At 27.9% G+C, this 17064-nt stretch carries 14 protein-coding genes; 8 read left to right on the top strand and 6 right to left on the bottom strand.

The window, feature by feature from the left end; all coding sequences use genetic code 11:
* Position 1 precedes the first annotated feature (1 nt).
* The 3 genes from OC535_RS00555 to carB all read right to left on the bottom strand — a co-directional run bounded on the left by OC535_RS00555 (position 2) and on the right by carB (position 5335).
* Positions 2-1072 (bottom strand): carbamoyl phosphate synthase small subunit, encoded by a 1071-nt coding sequence (locus OC535_RS00555; protein ID WP_498822903.1) that lies wholly within the window; start codon positions 1070-1072, stop codon positions 2-4.
* A 292-nt stretch (positions 1073-1364) separates the two neighbouring features.
* Positions 1365-1877, bottom strand: coding sequence for a DUF6568 family protein (locus tag OC535_RS00550; protein ID WP_024721923.1), 513 nt, complete (start codon positions 1875-1877; stop codon positions 1365-1367).
* Between the two features lie 239 nt (positions 1878-2116).
* Entirely contained in the window at positions 2117-5335 is a 3219-nt protein-coding gene (gene carB / locus OC535_RS00545) for a carbamoyl-phosphate synthase large subunit (protein WP_227052726.1), read from the bottom strand.
* A gap of 283 nt (positions 5336-5618) precedes the next feature.
* Between carB and OC535_RS00540 the strand changes: the two genes are divergently transcribed.
* From OC535_RS00540 to OC535_RS00505, 8 genes are all read left to right on the top strand, one after another.
* Positions 5619-6089 (top strand): DUF1003 domain-containing protein, encoded by a 471-nt coding sequence (locus OC535_RS00540; protein ID WP_227052727.1) that lies wholly within the window; start codon positions 5619-5621, stop codon positions 6087-6089.
* A gap of 154 nt (positions 6090-6243) precedes the next feature.
* Positions 6244-7356, top strand: a complete 1113-nt coding sequence (locus OC535_RS00535; protein ID WP_498822902.1) for an IS110 family RNA-guided transposase — start codon at positions 6244-6246, stop codon at positions 7354-7356.
* Positions 7357-7740: 384 nt separating this feature from the next.
* Positions 7741-8091 (top strand): arsenate reductase family protein, encoded by a 351-nt coding sequence (locus OC535_RS00530; RefSeq protein ID WP_227052863.1) that lies wholly within the window; start codon positions 7741-7743, stop codon positions 8089-8091.
* Positions 8091-8876 (top strand): zinc dependent phospholipase C family protein, encoded by a 786-nt coding sequence (locus OC535_RS00525; RefSeq protein WP_498822901.1) that lies wholly within the window; start codon positions 8091-8093, stop codon positions 8874-8876. The genes OC535_RS00530 and OC535_RS00525 overlap by 1 nt, the downstream gene beginning before the upstream one ends.
* A gap of 90 nt (positions 8877-8966) precedes the next feature.
* A complete protein-coding gene (locus OC535_RS00520; protein ID WP_498822900.1) occupies positions 8967-9635 on the top strand; it encodes a response regulator transcription factor in 669 nt (222 codons plus the stop codon).
* Between the two features lies 1 nt (position 9636).
* Positions 9637-11085, top strand: coding sequence for a hypothetical protein (locus OC535_RS00515; protein ID WP_498822899.1), 1449 nt, complete (start codon positions 9637-9639; stop codon positions 11083-11085).
* A gap of 81 nt (positions 11086-11166) precedes the next feature.
* Entirely contained in the window at positions 11167-12960 is a 1794-nt protein-coding gene (locus OC535_RS00510) for a sensor histidine kinase (protein WP_498822898.1), read from the top strand.
* Positions 12961-13174: 214 nt separating this feature from the next.
* Positions 13175-14515 (top strand): hemolysin family protein, encoded by a 1341-nt coding sequence (locus OC535_RS00505; RefSeq protein WP_498822897.1) that lies wholly within the window; start codon positions 13175-13177, stop codon positions 14513-14515.
* On the opposite strand, the gene OC535_RS00500 is transcribed toward OC535_RS00505, so the two are convergent.
* The 3 genes from OC535_RS00500 to mnmE are packed head-to-tail and all read right to left on the bottom strand — an operon-like array spanning position 14512 to position 16977.
* Positions 14512-15405: a mechanosensitive ion channel family protein gene (locus OC535_RS00500; protein ID WP_024721525.1), complete on the bottom strand. Its 894-nt coding sequence runs from the start codon at positions 15403-15405 to the stop codon at positions 14512-14514. The two genes, OC535_RS00505 and OC535_RS00500, sit on opposite strands and share 4 nt — an antisense overlap.
* Before the next feature lie 8 nt (positions 15406-15413).
* Entirely contained in the window at positions 15414-15641 is a 228-nt protein-coding gene (locus OC535_RS00495; RefSeq protein WP_024721524.1) for a hypothetical protein, read from the bottom strand.
* A 1-nt stretch (position 15642) separates the two neighbouring features.
* Positions 15643-16977, bottom strand: a complete 1335-nt coding sequence (mnmE, locus tag OC535_RS00490; RefSeq protein ID WP_498822896.1) for a tRNA uridine-5-carboxymethylaminomethyl(34) synthesis GTPase MnmE — start codon at positions 16975-16977, stop codon at positions 15643-15645.
* Positions 16978-17064 lie beyond the last annotated feature (87 nt).

The following is a 17064-nucleotide window of genomic DNA, read 5'->3' as shown; positions in this document are numbered from 1 at the left end:
CTTATTTTACCTCCATCATCTTTATAAACTCTTCAAATAATGCATCTGTATCTAAAGGCCCAGCACATGCTTCAGGATGAAATTGTACTGTTTTAATATTTTCATTTAAATATTCTAAGCCTTCGATCGTTTTATCATTAACGTTGATAAACCATGGTCTTGCTACAGTTTCGTCAATCGAATCAGTTTTAATTACATAATTATGATTTTGGGTTGAGATATATACTCGCCCTGTTTTTAAATCTTTGACCGGATGGTTAGCACCATGATGTCCATATTTCATTTTTTCTGTTTTAAAACCATGTGCTAAAGCCATAAGCTGATGTCCTAAACATATTGCAAAAATTGGTTTTCCACTTTTTACCAAAGTTTTGATTTCTTCAATAATCTGGACATTTTCTGATGGGTCTCCAGCACCATTCGACAACATAATTCCATCATAGTCGTTAGCTAAAATTTCATCAGCAGTAGTACTAGCAGGATATACCGTTACCTGACAGCCATGTCTAACTAAACTTTTAGCTATATTTGCTTTTGCTCCATAATCCAACAAAGCAACTTTCTTTATCCCATCACCAAGTATATAACTTTCTTTACAAGTTGTTTTTTCAACTACACCAGTTACTTTGAAATCATGAATTTTTTTGATTACTTCTGTCAAATCATCGTATTTATTAGTTGTAATCATTCCATTCATACAACCTTTACTACGAATGATCTTAGTTAAATTACGCGTATCAATTCCCTGAATCCCTGGTATATCATGTTGTTTTAAATAATCTTCAAGTTCAATATTTTTTCTAAAGTTACTTCCTAACCTTGCAAGTTCATTAACAACAAATCCTTCAACATGCGGTTTATATGATTCTTGATCATCTAAACAAACACCATAATTTCCAATTAAAGGATATGTCATTACGACAGATTGCCCAGCATAAGAAGGATCTGTCAATACTTCTAAATATCCAGTCATTGAAGTATTAAAAACAAATTCACTCACAACTTCTTTTATTGCTCCAATACTTCTGCCTTCAAACACATTACCGTCTTCTAATATTAAGTATGCCTTCATAGTTATCCTCCTTTATTACTATAAAAAAACATATCAACAGAAATGATATGTCTAACAACAACAAAAATATGAAAATAAGGCTTTTTGATTCACTTTTTTACTTTCCTTAAATACTACCATCAGCCTCATTCCTTTCTTTTCTTGTATAGTATAGTAGAAAAGAAGGGATTATTCAAGATATTTTTATATTTTTTTATTATCGCGTATATAATTTATCATAACAATATTTTAAAAATATTAAAATAAGATTATTTTCTTAAATAATCGTTTAAAAAAACGGTCATTTAACCGTTTATTTTTTCTTATCTAATTTATATGTTTGAACCCAATTATCAATTACCTCTTCATTCATCCCTGTTGATGATAAATTAAGATAATTTTTTTCTTTCCCTTTTTCTACATAAAACACACCTGGTGTAGTTGAAAATTCAGGAAAATATTTTTTTATAATTGCTAAGTTTTCTTGTTCACTGCGATTTTCATTATCAAGAACAACCTCATACATAACGACATGATGCGTCTTTATATATTCATCAAATACTGAATGAAAGTCTCGACAATATAAACAGTAAGTAGTTGAAAGAATAACCGGAAAAGATTCTTTTTTCTCAATCATCGCTTCCATCTCTTCAAGCGTTATATATTTAATCTCTCCAGCTGTTGTATCTCTTTCATATTCTGTGATTTCTTCTTCATTTTCAGTAACAGCTTCTTTTGAAGTTGATATATCTGAATCATCACTTTTATTACATGCAGTTAGACCTAATAGCATTGAACAAATGATTATAATTTTTATAATTTTCATATATACCCCCATATAACAGCATTAGCTTTATAATATACCAAATTTTAATTCATTAATTTGTGATATTAAATATAAATTTATAATAACTTTACTTTTCACCAGCTTCCTTTAGCTTAATCAACAATAATATTATACACAAAATTATATCATTTGATAAATGCAGTTTTTAATAATAAATTTATCCAGATTATCAAAATAATAAAAATGCAGTCAAATTAATGACTACATTTTATAAAATATTATTTAATTGCCGCATGATATTCTTGTAAAGATTTTACTTCATGACTACCATGAATCTTCATTTCCATAATTCCTTCCAATGAAGCTTTGGCAGCTGCAATATTAGTCATATATGGAATCTTCATCTTAATTGCTGACTTTCTGATATAACTATCATCATGAACACTTTGTTTTCCATCAGGAGTATTGATAACCATTGCCAATTCACCATTTGTTAAAGCATCTGCAATATTTGGGCGACCTTCATGAATTTTTTTGATTTTTTCAGCCGGAATACCATTTTCTGTAATCAATTCATACGTCTTACCTGTTGCAACAATTGTAAAACCAGCATCATAATATCCTTGCGCCAATTCAACAACTTCAGGTTTATCTAAATCACTAACACTAATCAAAACTTTTCCTTCTGTTGGTAAAATAGATTTTGTTGCTTCTTCAGCCTTATATAAAGCTGCTCCATATGAACTAGCAAGTCCTAAGACCTCGCCAGTTGAACGCATTTCTGGTCCTAGAATCGGATCAACTTCTGGGAACATATTAAATGGGAAAACTGCTTGTTTTACACCAATATGTGGAATTTTCTTTTCTGTCAATGACGTTACTGGTGAAGGACGTCCCGTTAAATCACTAGTAACGATATCAGTAGCTAGTTTAACCATGTTAATATTACATACTTTTGATACTAAAGGTACTGTTCGAGAAGCACGAGGATTGGCTTCTAATACATAAACTTTATTATCAGCGATTGCATATTGCATATTCATCAGACCACGTACATTCATTTCTCTAGCAATCTTCTTAGTATACTCTTTAATTGTCTCTAGATGACGGATCGGAATATGTTTTGATGGTAAAATACATGCTGAATCTCCTGAATGAATTCCAGCTAATTCAATATGTTCCATAACCGCTGGAACAAAAACATTCTCACCATCACTAATTGCATCTGCTTCACATTCCATTGCATTATTTAAGAACCGATCAATCAAAATTGGACGATCTGGAGTTACCCCAACAGCTGCTGCCATATATTGTTTTAATGATTCGTCATCATAAACAACTTCCATACCACGACCACCTAATACGTATGAAGGTCTTACCATTAATGGATAGCCTATTCTTTGAGCTATTTCTAGCGCTTCATCAACATTTACTGCCATTCCTGATTCTGGCATTGGTATTTCTAGTTTTTCCATCATTTCATTAAATAAGTCACGATCTTCAGCCATATCGATCGTTTCAGGTGTAGTACCTAAAATATTAACACCATTTTTCTTTAACTGTGCAGCTAGGTTTAATGGTGTTTGACCACCAAACTGAGCAATTACACCAACAGGTTTTTCTTTTTCATAAATACTTAATACATCTTCTAATGTTAAAGGTTCAAAATATAATTTATCTGATGTATCGTAATCAGTTGAAACAGTTTCTGGATTACAATTTACAATAATTGTTTCAAAACCTAATTTCTTTAATGCTAAAGCAGCATGAACACAACAGTAATCAAATTCAATCCCTTGTCCAATTCTGTTTGGTCCACCACCTAAGATCATGATTTTTTTCTTATCAGTATGAATATTACTTTTATCTGGAGCATTATATGTAGAATAATAGTATGCACTATCAGGTGTTCCACTTACATGAACTGGTTCCCACGCTTGATCAATACCATTAGCTAATCTTTGTTTTCTAATCACATCTTCTTCAACAGCTAATATTTGACTTAAATATTTATCAGAAAAACCATTTTGTTTTGCTTGTTTCAAAACATCGACTGGTAATTCTTTACCTCTATAAGTCATAATATTTTCTTCTTCTTCAACTAGCTCTTTCATTTGTTCAATGAAATAATGTTTTATTTGCGTCAATTCAAACAACTCTTCAACTGTTGCTCCTTTTCTTAACGCTTCATACATAATAAATTGTCTTTCGCTTGTAGGAATTGTTAATTTCTTTAATAATTCCTCTTTTGATAATTCGTTAAAATTCTTTGCATACCCTAAACCATAGCGACCTATTTCAAGCGAACGAATTGCTTTTTGGAATGCTTCTTTATAAGTTTTACCAATACTCATAACTTCGCCAACAGCTTTCATTTGTGTTCCCAGTTTATCCTCAGCACCTTTGAATTTTTCAAATGCCCAGCGAGCGAATTTAATAACTACATACTCACCATCTGGTACGTATTTATCCAAAGTTCCATACTTACCACATGGAATATCTTCCAAAGTCAATCCAGCTGCTAACATTGCTGAAACTAACGCAATTGGGAATCCTGTAGCCTTTGAAGCCAAAGCAGATGAACGTGAAGTTCTTGGATTTATTTCAATTACAACAATGCGATCAGTTTCTGGATCATGAGCGAACTGAACATTTGTTCCACCAATAACGCCAATTGATTCAACGATTCTAAAGGCCTGATCTTTTAAACGATCTTGTACTTCCTGACTTATTGTCAACATTGGTGCACTACAGAAGGAATCACCAGTATGTACTCCTAATGGATCGATATTTTCAATAAAACAAACTGTGATCATATTGTTGTTGGCATCGCGAACAACCTCAACTTCTAATTCTTCCCAACCTAAAATTGATTCTTCAATCAAACATTGGTTAACTAAACTTGCTTGTAATCCACGAGATACGACTGTCTTTAATTCTTCAACATTATAAACAAGTCCACCTCCGGCTCCTCCCATCGTATAAGCCGGACGTACAACTACTGGATATCCTAATTTATCAGCGATATCTAAAGCTTCTTCAACTGTATTAGCGATTTCACTTCGAGCCATTTCAATATTTAAAGCATTCATTGCTTTTTTAAATTCAAGTCGATCTTCACCACGTTCAATTGCATCAACTTGAACCCCTAAAACCTGAACATTATACTTTTCTAAAATTCCTGCTTGATTTAATTCTGAACATAAATTTAATGCCGATTGTCCTCCTAAATTAGGTAAAAGAGCATCAGGTCTTTCTTTTTCAATAATTTGTGTCAATCTCGCTAAATTTAACGGTTCAATATAAGTAACATCAGCAGTTTCTGGATCTGTCATAATTGTTGCAGGGTTAGAATTCACCAAAACAATTTCATATCCTAAACTTTTTAATGCTTTACAAGCTTGAGTTCCAGAATAATCAAATTCACAAGCTTGACCAATAATAATTGGTCCTGAACCAATTACTAATACTTTATTAATATCTTCTCTCTTTGGCATAATCGTCCTCCTTTTAAATTTCTTAAAAAAAACATATCAATATTGATATGTTAATCACAAAAAATAGAACTACAAAAGAATTGAAAATGATTAAAATTTAACTTACCAAAATACTCTTTTAACATCATTATCTTCCCTTCGTTCTTTTATCTATAATATTGTACATAACAACATTATTAAATTCAACAAATTAATAAATATTTATTGCTACAAAAAATTTCATTTATATTTTAAATATGTCTAAAATAAAACTTATGGTAAATACTAATTATAGGGTGATTCAATGAAAAATTTAACTCATAATAAAATAATCAAAGAAATTCTCGAAAATGTTCACGATGATATGCAAGATGAAGAGATAATTCATCTGGTTCTCGAAAAACCTATTGCAAACAATAAACAAGAAAAGGAAACTTTTGGCCAAAAACTTGCAGATAAAATCGCTCATCTAGGTGGCAGCTGGAGTTTTATTATTATTTTTATAATTCTATTAATAGCATGGATGTGGTTTAATTTATTTACACCTAACAGTATCGATCCCTATCCTTTCATCCTTTTAAATCTGATTCTTTCTTGTGTAGCAGCTATTCAAGCACCAATTATTATGATGGCACAAAATCGTCAGGAACAAAAAGATCGTCAAAGAAATGAAAATGATTACAAAGTTAATTTAAAAACCGAAATCATTATCCAAGACCTTCATAATAAATTAGACTTAATTATCGAAGAATTAGAAAAAGTAAATCAAAAATAAGATATCGCCTTATATCGACAACTATGTTAAAATCATGTTGTCGAGATAATATGAAGTGACCTCCTAGTTGCCAAAACGTGGATTACGATTCATAATATGATTAACAAAAACAAAATTATGAAAGTCGATACCATAACGACAATAGGAGGTCACAATGAAAAGTATAATCTATATTGGAATGGATGTCCATAAAAACTCATATAGTTTATGTGCGATTTATGGAAAAACTGGAGAAATTTTAGGAGAAACTAAAATAAGTTCAGATATTAAGCTTATTGAAAAATTCATCAATAATGCAAAAAAGAAGATCAATGAAGATGTTGATGTTTTGGCTGGCTATGAGGCTGGGTGTTTAGGATATTCTCTATATTGGCAATTAAAAGAAAAAGGAATTGCATGTAATATTCTGGCACCAACAACAATGCAACGTTCTGCTAAGAACAAGGTCATCAAAAATGATAGAAGAGATGCACAAATGATTGCAACAAATCTAGCTAATGGTTCATATAAAGCAGTTTACGTTCCACATGATCATGACGTTGAGATAAAGGAATATATACGTATGATGAATGACTTTAAGGATGAATCAAAAAAAGTCAAACAACATATCAATGCATTTGTATTGAGATTAGGTTATCGTTATGGAGGTAAATCCAGATGGATACCTGCTCATATAAAATGGCTAAGAGGACTAGAACTCAATTCTATGTATAAAGAGATATTGGATGAATATTTATCACAGTTAGAAGAATTAACAGAAAAGATAGAGAGATTCCAACATAAATTAGAAGAATTATCTCAAAAAGACTCATACAGAGAAAAGATAGGAGAATTGCGCTGTTTTAAGGGTATAGATACAACAGCAGCAATGACCTTACATGTAGAAGTATCAGATTTTAATAGATTTCCAACAGCACCAGCCTTTGCATCCTTTTGTGGACTAACACCTGGAGAGGATTCAAGCGGAGAGAAAAATAAACGTTTAAGTATAACAAAGCAAGGAAATTCACTTGTAAGAACAACATTGGTTGAATGTGCACAGGTACTGGTAAGAGGAACAATAGGCAAAAAAGGAAAGAAAGTGAAATCAAAACAGTTAGGGCAGGATGTAAAGGTCATTGATTATACAGATAAGGCAGTATTAAGATTACAGAAGAAATATCATCAAATGATATTAAGAGGAGTCAATAAAAATATAGCAGTAACAGCAATAGCCAGAGAATTGGCATGCTTTGTATGGGGAGTAGAAACAGGTCATATCGCATAAAAGATGATTATGAATAGAAAAAATATAAAGAAAGGGGAAGTTGTGAAGGAATAAAACAAGATAAAAACATCGAAGGCATAGAAGGACTTCAAAAAAAGATAACAGGTTCAACTATCTAAGAAATCACCTTTATGGCAATGTTATTTTGATAAAAAGTCGCGAGTTTATTGAAATGATGAAAACATTGACCCACGTTTTGAGATTATAGAGTTGTCGACGAACCATTAACCTATTGGTAACCAATCCACGAATAACAGAGTGGTTAACTGTCGCAGGATCTATAAGTTTGAAGTCTTTGTATGCCTTTGATGAAACAATTTAATAAAAATATTATGAATTGTATATTTTTGTCTTGACAAAGGTCACTTCATAACAGGTGATAAAATGTTAAAATTTATAGAATATCCAAAATGCAGTACTTGCAAAAAAGCAAAAAAATATCTTGATAATCTTAACTTAGAACATACTGATCGTCATATTGTTGAAGAGAAATTAAGTAAAGACGAACTTTTAGCATTATATAAAAAAAGTGGTTTACCGCTTAAACGTTTTTTTAACACATCCGGTTTAAAATATCGAGAATTAAATTTAAAAGATAAATTATCAAAAATGAGTGAAGATGAACAGCTTTCTTTACTAGCAAGTGATGGTATGTTAGTTAAAAGACCAATCGTTGAATCTTCTGATAAAGTTTTAGTTGGTTTTAAACCAGCTGAATATGATATGTTGAAATAATGCCAGCTGCTTATAGTCATTATCGTTTAGGTAAAAAAGTTATTAGCCAATTAAAATATCCTTTAAAAAAAATTATTCTTGATAATCGTGATTTATTTGATCTAGGATTACATGGTCCTGATATTCTTTTTTATAATCGGCCTTACATTCATAGTAAAATAAATCGTCTAGGAAGTGCTATGCATCAAGAAAAAGCTTGTATTTTTTTTAATCGAGCTCTATCGATATTAAAGAAATCACAAAATGAAGCCCAATTTGCGTATTTGTGTGGTTTTATTTGTCATTTTATTTTGGATAGCAATTGCCATGGTTATATCAATATAGTTATGGAAGAAACAAAATTAACTCATTTTGAAATTGAAACAGAACTAGATCGTGATTTTATGTTAAAAGATGATCGTGATCCTTTAAGAACTCATCTAACTGATCATATTTTAATCAATGATCGTATTCTTAATACGATTGAATCTTTTTTTGAAGCTTCAAAAAAAGATTTAAAAAAGTCTCTTAAAGGAATGAAATTTTTTGATCATCTATTAGTTGCTCCGCAACTATATAAAAGAGGTTTGATTTATTTTGTTTTGCTTATTTCTTTTACTTATAAAAGATTTCAAGGATTTATTGTTAATTATCGAGCTAATAAAAAAATTATTCCTTATATTAATTATCTTGAAGACTTATTTAATAAGAGTATTGATGAATCGATAATATGCATTTATGATTTCATTGATGCGCTTAAAAACAATAATTCTTTATCCAAAAGATTTAATGTGAATTATAAATAACCCCTATCGGGGTTTTTATATTAATTATTTTACTATCTTTCACTTTATTTACACTAATTAATGGTACAATAATAATAGGAGGGAAATATTATGTATCAAATTTTATTAGTAGAAGATGAAAAACTAGTTCGTGATTTTATATCAGAATATTTTAATAAACGTGAAATTAAAGTTATTGAAGCAGCAAATGGTTATGAAGCATTGAATTTAATCAATGAAGATATTAATTTAGTTTTATTGGACATCATGATGCCCGGTATAGATGGTTATGAGGTTTGTAAACAAATTAGAAATTCTTCAAACATTCCAATTATTTTTATCAGTGCTTTATCATTAGATGACAATCAGCTATTAGCCTATGAATTAGGAGCAGATGATTATATTACCAAACCTTTTAAACCATCCATTTTATATGCTAAATGTTTAGCGATAATTAAACGTACTTATCATAAAGATACTGAAGATATCATTAAATTTGGCGAGATTACTCTTGATTCTAATTTTCATCAAGTTATGATTGCAAATCAAAAAATAAAATTTGCGCCAAAAGAATATGCTATGCTGGCTTATTTTATTAAACATCATGATCGTTTATTAACTAGAGAACAGTTATTAAATGATCTATGGGGATATGATTATTATGGTGATGGTAGAGCTGTCGATACTTATGTAAAAAAAGTTCGTAAATTAATATCTCCATTAAATTATATAAAGACTATTCATAAAAGTGGTTATATTTTTTCAAAGGTGGATAGTTAAGATGAAAAAGTTAAAATTTAATAAAAATGTAAAATTGATACTTTTTTGTATTTTAAGTATCATTACCATTAATGCTCTATATACTTATCAAGATTATCAAAATGAAAAAAATAAACCTGAGCATATTTCTTCTTCTTTAAATATTGTAAAAAATATAAATGATGATTTAAGTTTAAGATTTGGATCTTTTGAAGATATTGTAAAAAATAATATTAATCGAAATTATTTCTTAAACTTTATGGCTTTTGATGATTCACTTAACTTGATTTATAATAATAATTTTGAAGATATTGGTTTTTCTTATGAAACAGAAAATATATCTGAAAATTTGATTAGTTTAAAACATTTTGATCTACAAACATTAAAAAATATTTATACTTTATTACGTGATTCTATTGATAAAAAGGAAAAAGTTGTTGCTACATTCAATTATGATGCAATTAAAGATGATGGGACGATCGTTATTAAGGAAATACTTTATTTTGAAATAGATGGAATTGTCTTTTATAATGGAAATTTTGATAATTTAATCAGTAAAGAAATTACTTTTTTAAGTACTCCATTTGGTCATTATGGTGTTGATGAAAATAATAATGCTTATATAAATGATAATAATTATAATATTTATAATTATTTTACAGATAGTTTAAATGATGTAGTAGCATCAAAAAAGTTTGATAAAAATGGCTATTATGAGGTTATAAACCCAGTTAATGATTATATTCATCCTATCGATTATTATGATGAAAATGATCAGCATATTAAAGTTGATGTAAAAATTTGTTTTCAAATATTAGATTATAAATATGGTGCTTATTATACAGATGAACAAACAGAAGAAAAACTTTATGGTTCCCTTCATCCTGATAGTGGATATATAGTATGGTGTGATTATGAAAGGGATAGTAATAGTTATACATTTGTAAATTATTTATCTGATCATTATTTTAATTATCTTATCTCTTTATTAATTATAATTGTTAGTTATTTTGTTATTAAAAAAATCAATCATGAAAATAATACGATCATCGTGGAAAAAGAAGAAAATATTATTCCTTCTAAACCTAAAAGGGAAGTTTTTAATAAAGAATCGGTTGACTTAGAAAAACAACTTACAGAATTATATAATAATAGTAAAAATTTATTAGTATTTAAAAAATTGAAACTAAATTATTTACCTAATAATTTAGTTGTTCTAGGTAATAAAGATGAATTAACTAAAGTAATCAATAATATATATTATTTTATTATTAGTCACAGTCATCCAAATGATACTTTAACAATTAGGATTGAAAATAAAACTATTTATTTTATTAATAACGATCACTCTATTACAAACAAAGAGTTTGAAGAATTAAATGACATATTTGAAATAATTGAAGCCCATGATTTTAATTATCAGAAAAAATTAGATACTGATAATTATCAAATAATTATTAATACTATTTAAAGTTTCACCTAAATTACACATAAGCAACACTTGACCTACACATATTAAAGCTATAATTATAAATGAAAGTAGGTGAAAGATATGAAAAAATTTAGTTTAACATTTAAAATTACTGCTATTGTTCTAATCAGTTTTTTAGTAATTTTAAGTTTTGAAGCATACCAGGGTTATAATCGTTATAAAAATGCTGCTATTAAAGAAAAATCAATTGACAATGAATATGTTGATGTTATTAAAAATGCTATTTATAATGCAGCTATTGATCATAAAGATCTTACGATCGATCAATTAAAAAACGAAATCATCAATGATACTGATGAAGAATCAAAAAAATTTTATACTCTTTATAAAGTTTATGATGAAGATGAATTAGAAGAACGTCGTAATAATACTAAAGAACAGTATATTTTAATTGCTGATAAAGATGGCAATTTAATTAATGCTTCTGGAATGTCTGATATTTTCTTTATCCATAATCTTGATTATATAGGTTTTTTAAATGATAATAATAATATTTACATCAATATTAATGCTAAAGATATTCCTAGAATTGTTAAGACGATCAGTGATAATTGGGATAATGGATTAAATGTAGAAGTATCTACTACTAATTTTGAAATGACAAATGATAATATAAGAATTATTGATAATCCAGCTTATTTGAAAATAGGTAATGAAGTAATTATTGATGGTGCTTATAAAGACATTGAAACTATTTTTATTGATAATATTAGTTCATTTTTCTATAAATTAGAAAAAAATAAGCCTATTGATAATTATTTTCTTTTCTCATATCCTTTTTTTGAAAAAAAGATAGCTTCAAAAGTTACTAATACTTATGAAGCAGGAAGTTATGAACAAGATAATACAACTGTTGTCTATTCATATGCAGCGATCGAAGATAACAATTATCAACCTTTTGGTTATATCTTAAAAGTTGGTCTGTATCCTGATTTAAATAAAAATGTATTTATAGACTATTTAAACGATAATATCTATAGTTACTTATTATCTGTTTTATTTGTAATTTTAATAAGTGTCGTTGCTTCAAAAATTATTACTAAACCAATCAAGTTAATTGAACAGTCTACCAAAGAAATAACTAAAGGAAATTTTGATCATTATTTAAAGATTAACTCAAAAGATGAACTAGGCTCATTAGCTCATAATATAAATATAATGAATAATACGATAAAAAATAACATTGCTGATCTAAATGAAAATATTATTAAAATAAAAAAATTAGAAAATATTCGAAAAGAATTTATCGCTAATTTCACCCATGAAATAAAAACACCACTAGCAATTATTAATGGTTATAGTGAATTAATAGAAGACTGTGATGATAATATAAAAAAAGAACGTTATCTATCTATTATAAATGAACAAACTGAAAAAATAAATCAGCTAGTTCTCGCAATGCTGGAACTATCAAAATTAGAATCAAATCATATCAAACTAGACTTAGAAGAATTTAATTTAAATGAGTTAGTTACTGCAATTATAGACAATCTAACATATTTATTGAAAATCAAAAATATTAAAGTTGATTTTTATAGCGATGATTCTACAATAACAGCTGATAAATTTAAAATTGAGATGGTTGTAAAAAATTATCTAACTAATGCCATTAAACATACAAATAATCATGGAATTATTAAAGTTATTATTAAAAATAAAGCATTGTATGTCGAAAATATGGGTAAACACATTAGTGAAGATAAGTTAGAAAATATTTGGCTTAGCTTTATTAAAGATGATCGAAATGGTACAGGCTTAGGTTTAGCTATATGTAAAGCTATTTTAGATTTGCATCATTTTAAATATGGTGTCGAAAATATTGAAAATGGTGTCAGATTTTATTTTCAAACTTAAATTTTAACTTTCTAGGCCATCTAATTAGTTTAAACAGGATAAAATATAATATTATAAATTAAAAGTATTAATTACTTTTATAATTTAATCAATGTTTTATCATTTATTAATCAAATCTTAACAATCTTAATAATTAGTCTATATTTACAAGTTAATATGTATTTGATAGAATATTTTCTATAAAATTTTAATTAATAAAGGAGTGTTTTAATTTATGGATGCAGGCCCCGAGTCTTCAATCACATTACAAGTAGTTTTAATTGTTGTACTTACTTTAATTAATGCTTATTTTGCTGCCAGTGAAATGGCTATTGTTTCAGTAAACAAGAATAAAATTCGTCGTTTAAGTGAAGAAGGAAATAAAAAGGCCAAGTTAGTTGAAAAATTACTTGATCAACCAACAAACTTTTTATCAACAATTCAAGTAGCGATTACATTAGCGGGATTTTTTAATTCTGCAAGTGCTGCTACTGGTATTTCTGTCAGTCTAGCGAATATTTTAAAAAATTGTTCAGTTCCTTATTCTGATACAATTGCAGTAGTTTTAATAACTATTTTAATTTCTTTTATTACTTTAATTTTTGGTGAATTAGTACCAAAAAGAATTGCTTTACAAAAGGCTGAATGGTATTCAATGTTTTGTGCTAAACCAATTTTAATTATTAGTAAAATTGCTAGTCCATTTATCAAAATATTATCATGGTCTACTAAATTTATTTTAAAATTATTTGGTATGAGTGATGAAAATGTTGAAGAATCTTTATCACGTGAAGAAATTCGTTCAATGGTTGAAAGTGGTCAAGAAACTGGTGTTTTTAATGAAATTGAGACTGATATGATTACTAATATTTTTGAATTTGATGAAAGTCTTGCTTTAAATATAATGACACCGCGTACTGAAGTATATTGTATTGATATCAACGATCCTCTAAGTGAGAATATTGATCAAATGATGACAATGCAGTATACACGAATTCCTGTTTATGATGATTCGATTGATAATATTATTGGAATTTTAAATATGAAAGATTTTTCAATAGAAGCTCGTAAAGTGGGATTTGATAATGTTGATATTAAAAAAATATTAAGAAAACCGTATTTTGTTTTAGAAACAAAAAATACTGATGATTTATTTAAAGAATTACAGGAAGATCATCAGCATATTGCTATTTTAGTTGATGAATATGGAGGATTTTCTGGAATTGTTACAGTTGAGGGTTTAATTGAAGAAATTATGGGAGAAATTGAAGATGAGTATGATCTTGATGATGAACCTAAATTACAGAAAATCGATGATTATAATTATATTATAGATGGAAATTATTTGATTGATGATCTTGATGATGAATTAGATTTAAAGTTAAATAATATTAATCATGATACAATCAGTGGTTTCGTTATTCATTTATTAGGTGAAATACCTAGTGATAATCAAGAACGTACTGTAACATATAAAAATCTAACATTTAAGATTACTGGTGTAAAAGGTAATCGCATTACAAAAATTAAGTTATTGATAGATAAAAAAGTACCGGAAGCTAATCAAGATGATTAGTCTCCGGTTTTTTCTTCTCCATCTTTTTCATTTGTCGATTGATTATTATTTTCCATTATAAATACTCGATGAGGATATGGAATCTCAATTCCTTCTTCATCAAAACGAGCTTTAATACTTAATCTTAGATCCGATAATAATTGAAAACCAGAAATATTATCTTTTGATAATACAGTTGCTCTTAATTGAATTCCACTTTCATTGAATTCAACACAATGTACATTAACAGTTGGTTCATGTTTTTTCTTTTGCGCTTTTGTTCTTCCATCTAAACATAAAGGATGTTTAGCACCTTCTTCTTGAATTATAGCAATTGCTCTTTGTAAATCACATTCATATGATACTTCAATAAACAAATGATTAGCTTTTTGGGCTTTTACATTTGAAATATTTTCGATAATAGCCTTGTTCATAATTGTATTAGGTATAATAACCTGAGTTCTTTCAATTGTTTCAATAATACTATGTCTCATTGATATATCGATTACTGTTCCCTTAACATTATATTCTTGAACATTTACAAAATCACCTATTTTATAAGGCTTATATGTAATGATCATAAAACCATTGATCATATTACTAGCAGCTTCTTGTGAGGCTAGCCCAACAACAACAGCTAAGATTCCCCCACTAGCAACAAGAGCTCTGATAATCGATTGCATTGATGTAATTTCACTCATGATCGTTGCTAAAACAATTGTTACTAAAATAACTTTTTTTACACGCATTGGAAAAACCAACTTTAATGGATCAGTTATTTTCTTTTTCATAATTTTATTAATAATTTTATTTACAATTACAGCAACAACTATTAATACTAAAATACTAATAGCACTATTAATCAATCCATTTACAAATAAACTATCTATCTGTTCATAAATTTTTTCCATTTCATCACCTACTTAGATTTTGATTTAAAATGTTTACCAATAAAATATAAACATATTGATTGGATCGTGCCAACTAAAGCAATTATCAATAATATATAACTAAACCAAAATAATATTTTATTTCCTACATTAAATGCATTAACTACTAAAAATATAATAAATGCTACTGCTGCTATAATTCCTAAATATTTAGAAATATTTAAAAATTTTGTTGATAATATTTGATTTCTATCCATTTTACTTACCTATACAAAAGCGTTTAAATAACTCATCTAATAAATCTTCTTTTGCTTTTTCCCCTAATATATCTTTTAAATTATTCCAACATTCATATAAATCTGTTACGATCAAATCAGTCGGAACCATCAAATTCATTGCTTCTACAGCTTGTTTTAAAGCTTGACTGGCTCTTTGTAATAGCATTGTTTGCCGAGCATTAGTTAAAATATAATCATTATTATCAATGATTTTTCCTAGTTCAAACATCTTTTTAATCTGCGTTATTAATTTATTTATATCATTATTCTTAGCACTAATAGCTATTCCCTCTATATCAACCTTGATTTCTTGATCAGTTTTATTAATAACAACAATTCTGTTTTCATTTTTTGTTAAATCTAGTAATTTATAATCATCATCATCTAATGCCATAGAACCATCAATAACTAATAATACCAAATCTGCCTGATGGATCAATTCTTTGGATTTCTCTACTCCCATACTTTCAATAAGATCATCAGTTTCACGAATACCAGCTGTATCAATCATATTTAAAACAATTCCATCAATACTAATACTTCCTTCAACAATATCTCGAGTTGTCCCCGCTATATTAGTCACGATTGCTTTATCTTCTTGTAACAGTGCATTTAATAAACTACTTTTTCCAACATTTGGTCGACCAATTATAACTGTTTTAATACCATCTTTAATCAAACTAATATTTTTAGAATCATCTAATATTTTATTCATTTTATTTAAAAGATTTTCACTTAATGGTAATAAAGATGTCGCAGTTAATTCTTCAACATCATCATATTCAGGATAATCAATGTTAACTTCTATTTGTGTAATAATTTTAATTAAATCTTCTTTTAAATCTTCAATAAAATTACTAATATTTCCAGTAATGCCTTTTAATGCTAAATCTGTGGCATAACTATTTTTAGCAGTAATAATATCACTAATTGCTTCTGCTTGTGATAAATCTATTCGTCCATTTAAAAAAGCTCTTTTACTAAACTCACCACGTTCTGCCATTCGAGCACCCTGTTTTATACATACTTCCAAAACTCGTGATGTAATATATACACCACCATGACAATTTATTTCAACCATTTCTTCGCCCGTAAATGTTTTTTTTCCACAATAAATATTGACTAACACTTCATCAATTTTTTTTCCTTCGTCAATTATATAACCATAATTAATTGTATGACTTGGCTTTTCAAGTATTTTACCAGTAAAAAAATTTTGAACAAAAGCAATACAATCAGGCCCACTTATTCTAATTATTGAAATAGCAGCTTCTAAACGACTTGTTGCAACAGCAACAATTATATCTTCATTCAAAATATCACTCCTTTATCTTTTGTATTTTATCATAAATTATTATTAATTAATATACCCAAACAATGTTATAATATTATTAGACAAGGA

This window comes from Clostridium sp. Marseille-Q5894, from assembly GCF_946902305.1.
Lineage (GTDB): Bacteria > Bacillota_I > Bacilli_A > Erysipelotrichales > Coprobacillaceae > Thomasclavelia.
Note: the sequence above shows the minus strand (reverse complement) of the source record. Positions and strands in the feature narration are given on the sequence as shown.

What these genes read in the sequence shown, in the direction of transcription:
- OC535_RS00505 (WP_498822897.1), top strand. Translation starts at nt 13,175, where the DNA reads ATGGATGCAGGCCCCGAGTCTTCAATCACATTACAAGTAGTTTTAATT.
- OC535_RS00500 (WP_024721525.1), bottom strand. Translation starts at nt 15,405, where the DNA reads ATGGAAAAAATTTATGAACAGATAGATAGTTTATTTGTAAATGGATTG.
- OC535_RS00525 (WP_498822901.1), top strand. Translation starts at nt 8,091, where the DNA reads ATGCCAGCTGCTTATAGTCATTATCGTTTAGGTAAAAAAGTTATTAGC.
- OC535_RS00515 (WP_498822899.1), top strand. Translation starts at nt 9,637, where the DNA reads ATGAAAAAGTTAAAATTTAATAAAAATGTAAAATTGATACTTTTTTGT.
- OC535_RS00510 (WP_498822898.1), top strand. Translation starts at nt 11,167, where the DNA reads ATGAAAAAATTTAGTTTAACATTTAAAATTACTGCTATTGTTCTAATC.
- carB (WP_227052726.1), bottom strand. Translation starts at nt 5,335, where the DNA reads ATGCCAAAGAGAGAAGATATTAATAAAGTATTAGTAATTGGTTCAGGA.
- OC535_RS00495 (WP_024721524.1), bottom strand. Translation starts at nt 15,641, where the DNA reads ATGGATAGAAATCAAATATTATCAACAAAATTTTTAAATATTTCTAAA.
- OC535_RS00535 (WP_498822902.1), top strand. Translation starts at nt 6,244, where the DNA reads ATGAAAAGTATAATCTATATTGGAATGGATGTCCATAAAAACTCATAT.
- OC535_RS00530 (WP_227052863.1), top strand. Translation starts at nt 7,741, where the DNA reads ATGTTAAAATTTATAGAATATCCAAAATGCAGTACTTGCAAAAAAGCA.
- OC535_RS00540 (WP_227052727.1), top strand. Translation starts at nt 5,619, where the DNA reads ATGAAAAATTTAACTCATAATAAAATAATCAAAGAAATTCTCGAAAAT.
- OC535_RS00555 (WP_498822903.1), bottom strand. Translation starts at nt 1,072, where the DNA reads ATGAAGGCATACTTAATATTAGAAGACGGTAATGTGTTTGAAGGCAGA.
- OC535_RS00550 (WP_024721923.1), bottom strand. Translation starts at nt 1,877, where the DNA reads ATGAAAATTATAAAAATTATAATCATTTGTTCAATGCTATTAGGTCTA.
- OC535_RS00520 (WP_498822900.1), top strand. Translation starts at nt 8,967, where the DNA reads ATGTATCAAATTTTATTAGTAGAAGATGAAAAACTAGTTCGTGATTTT.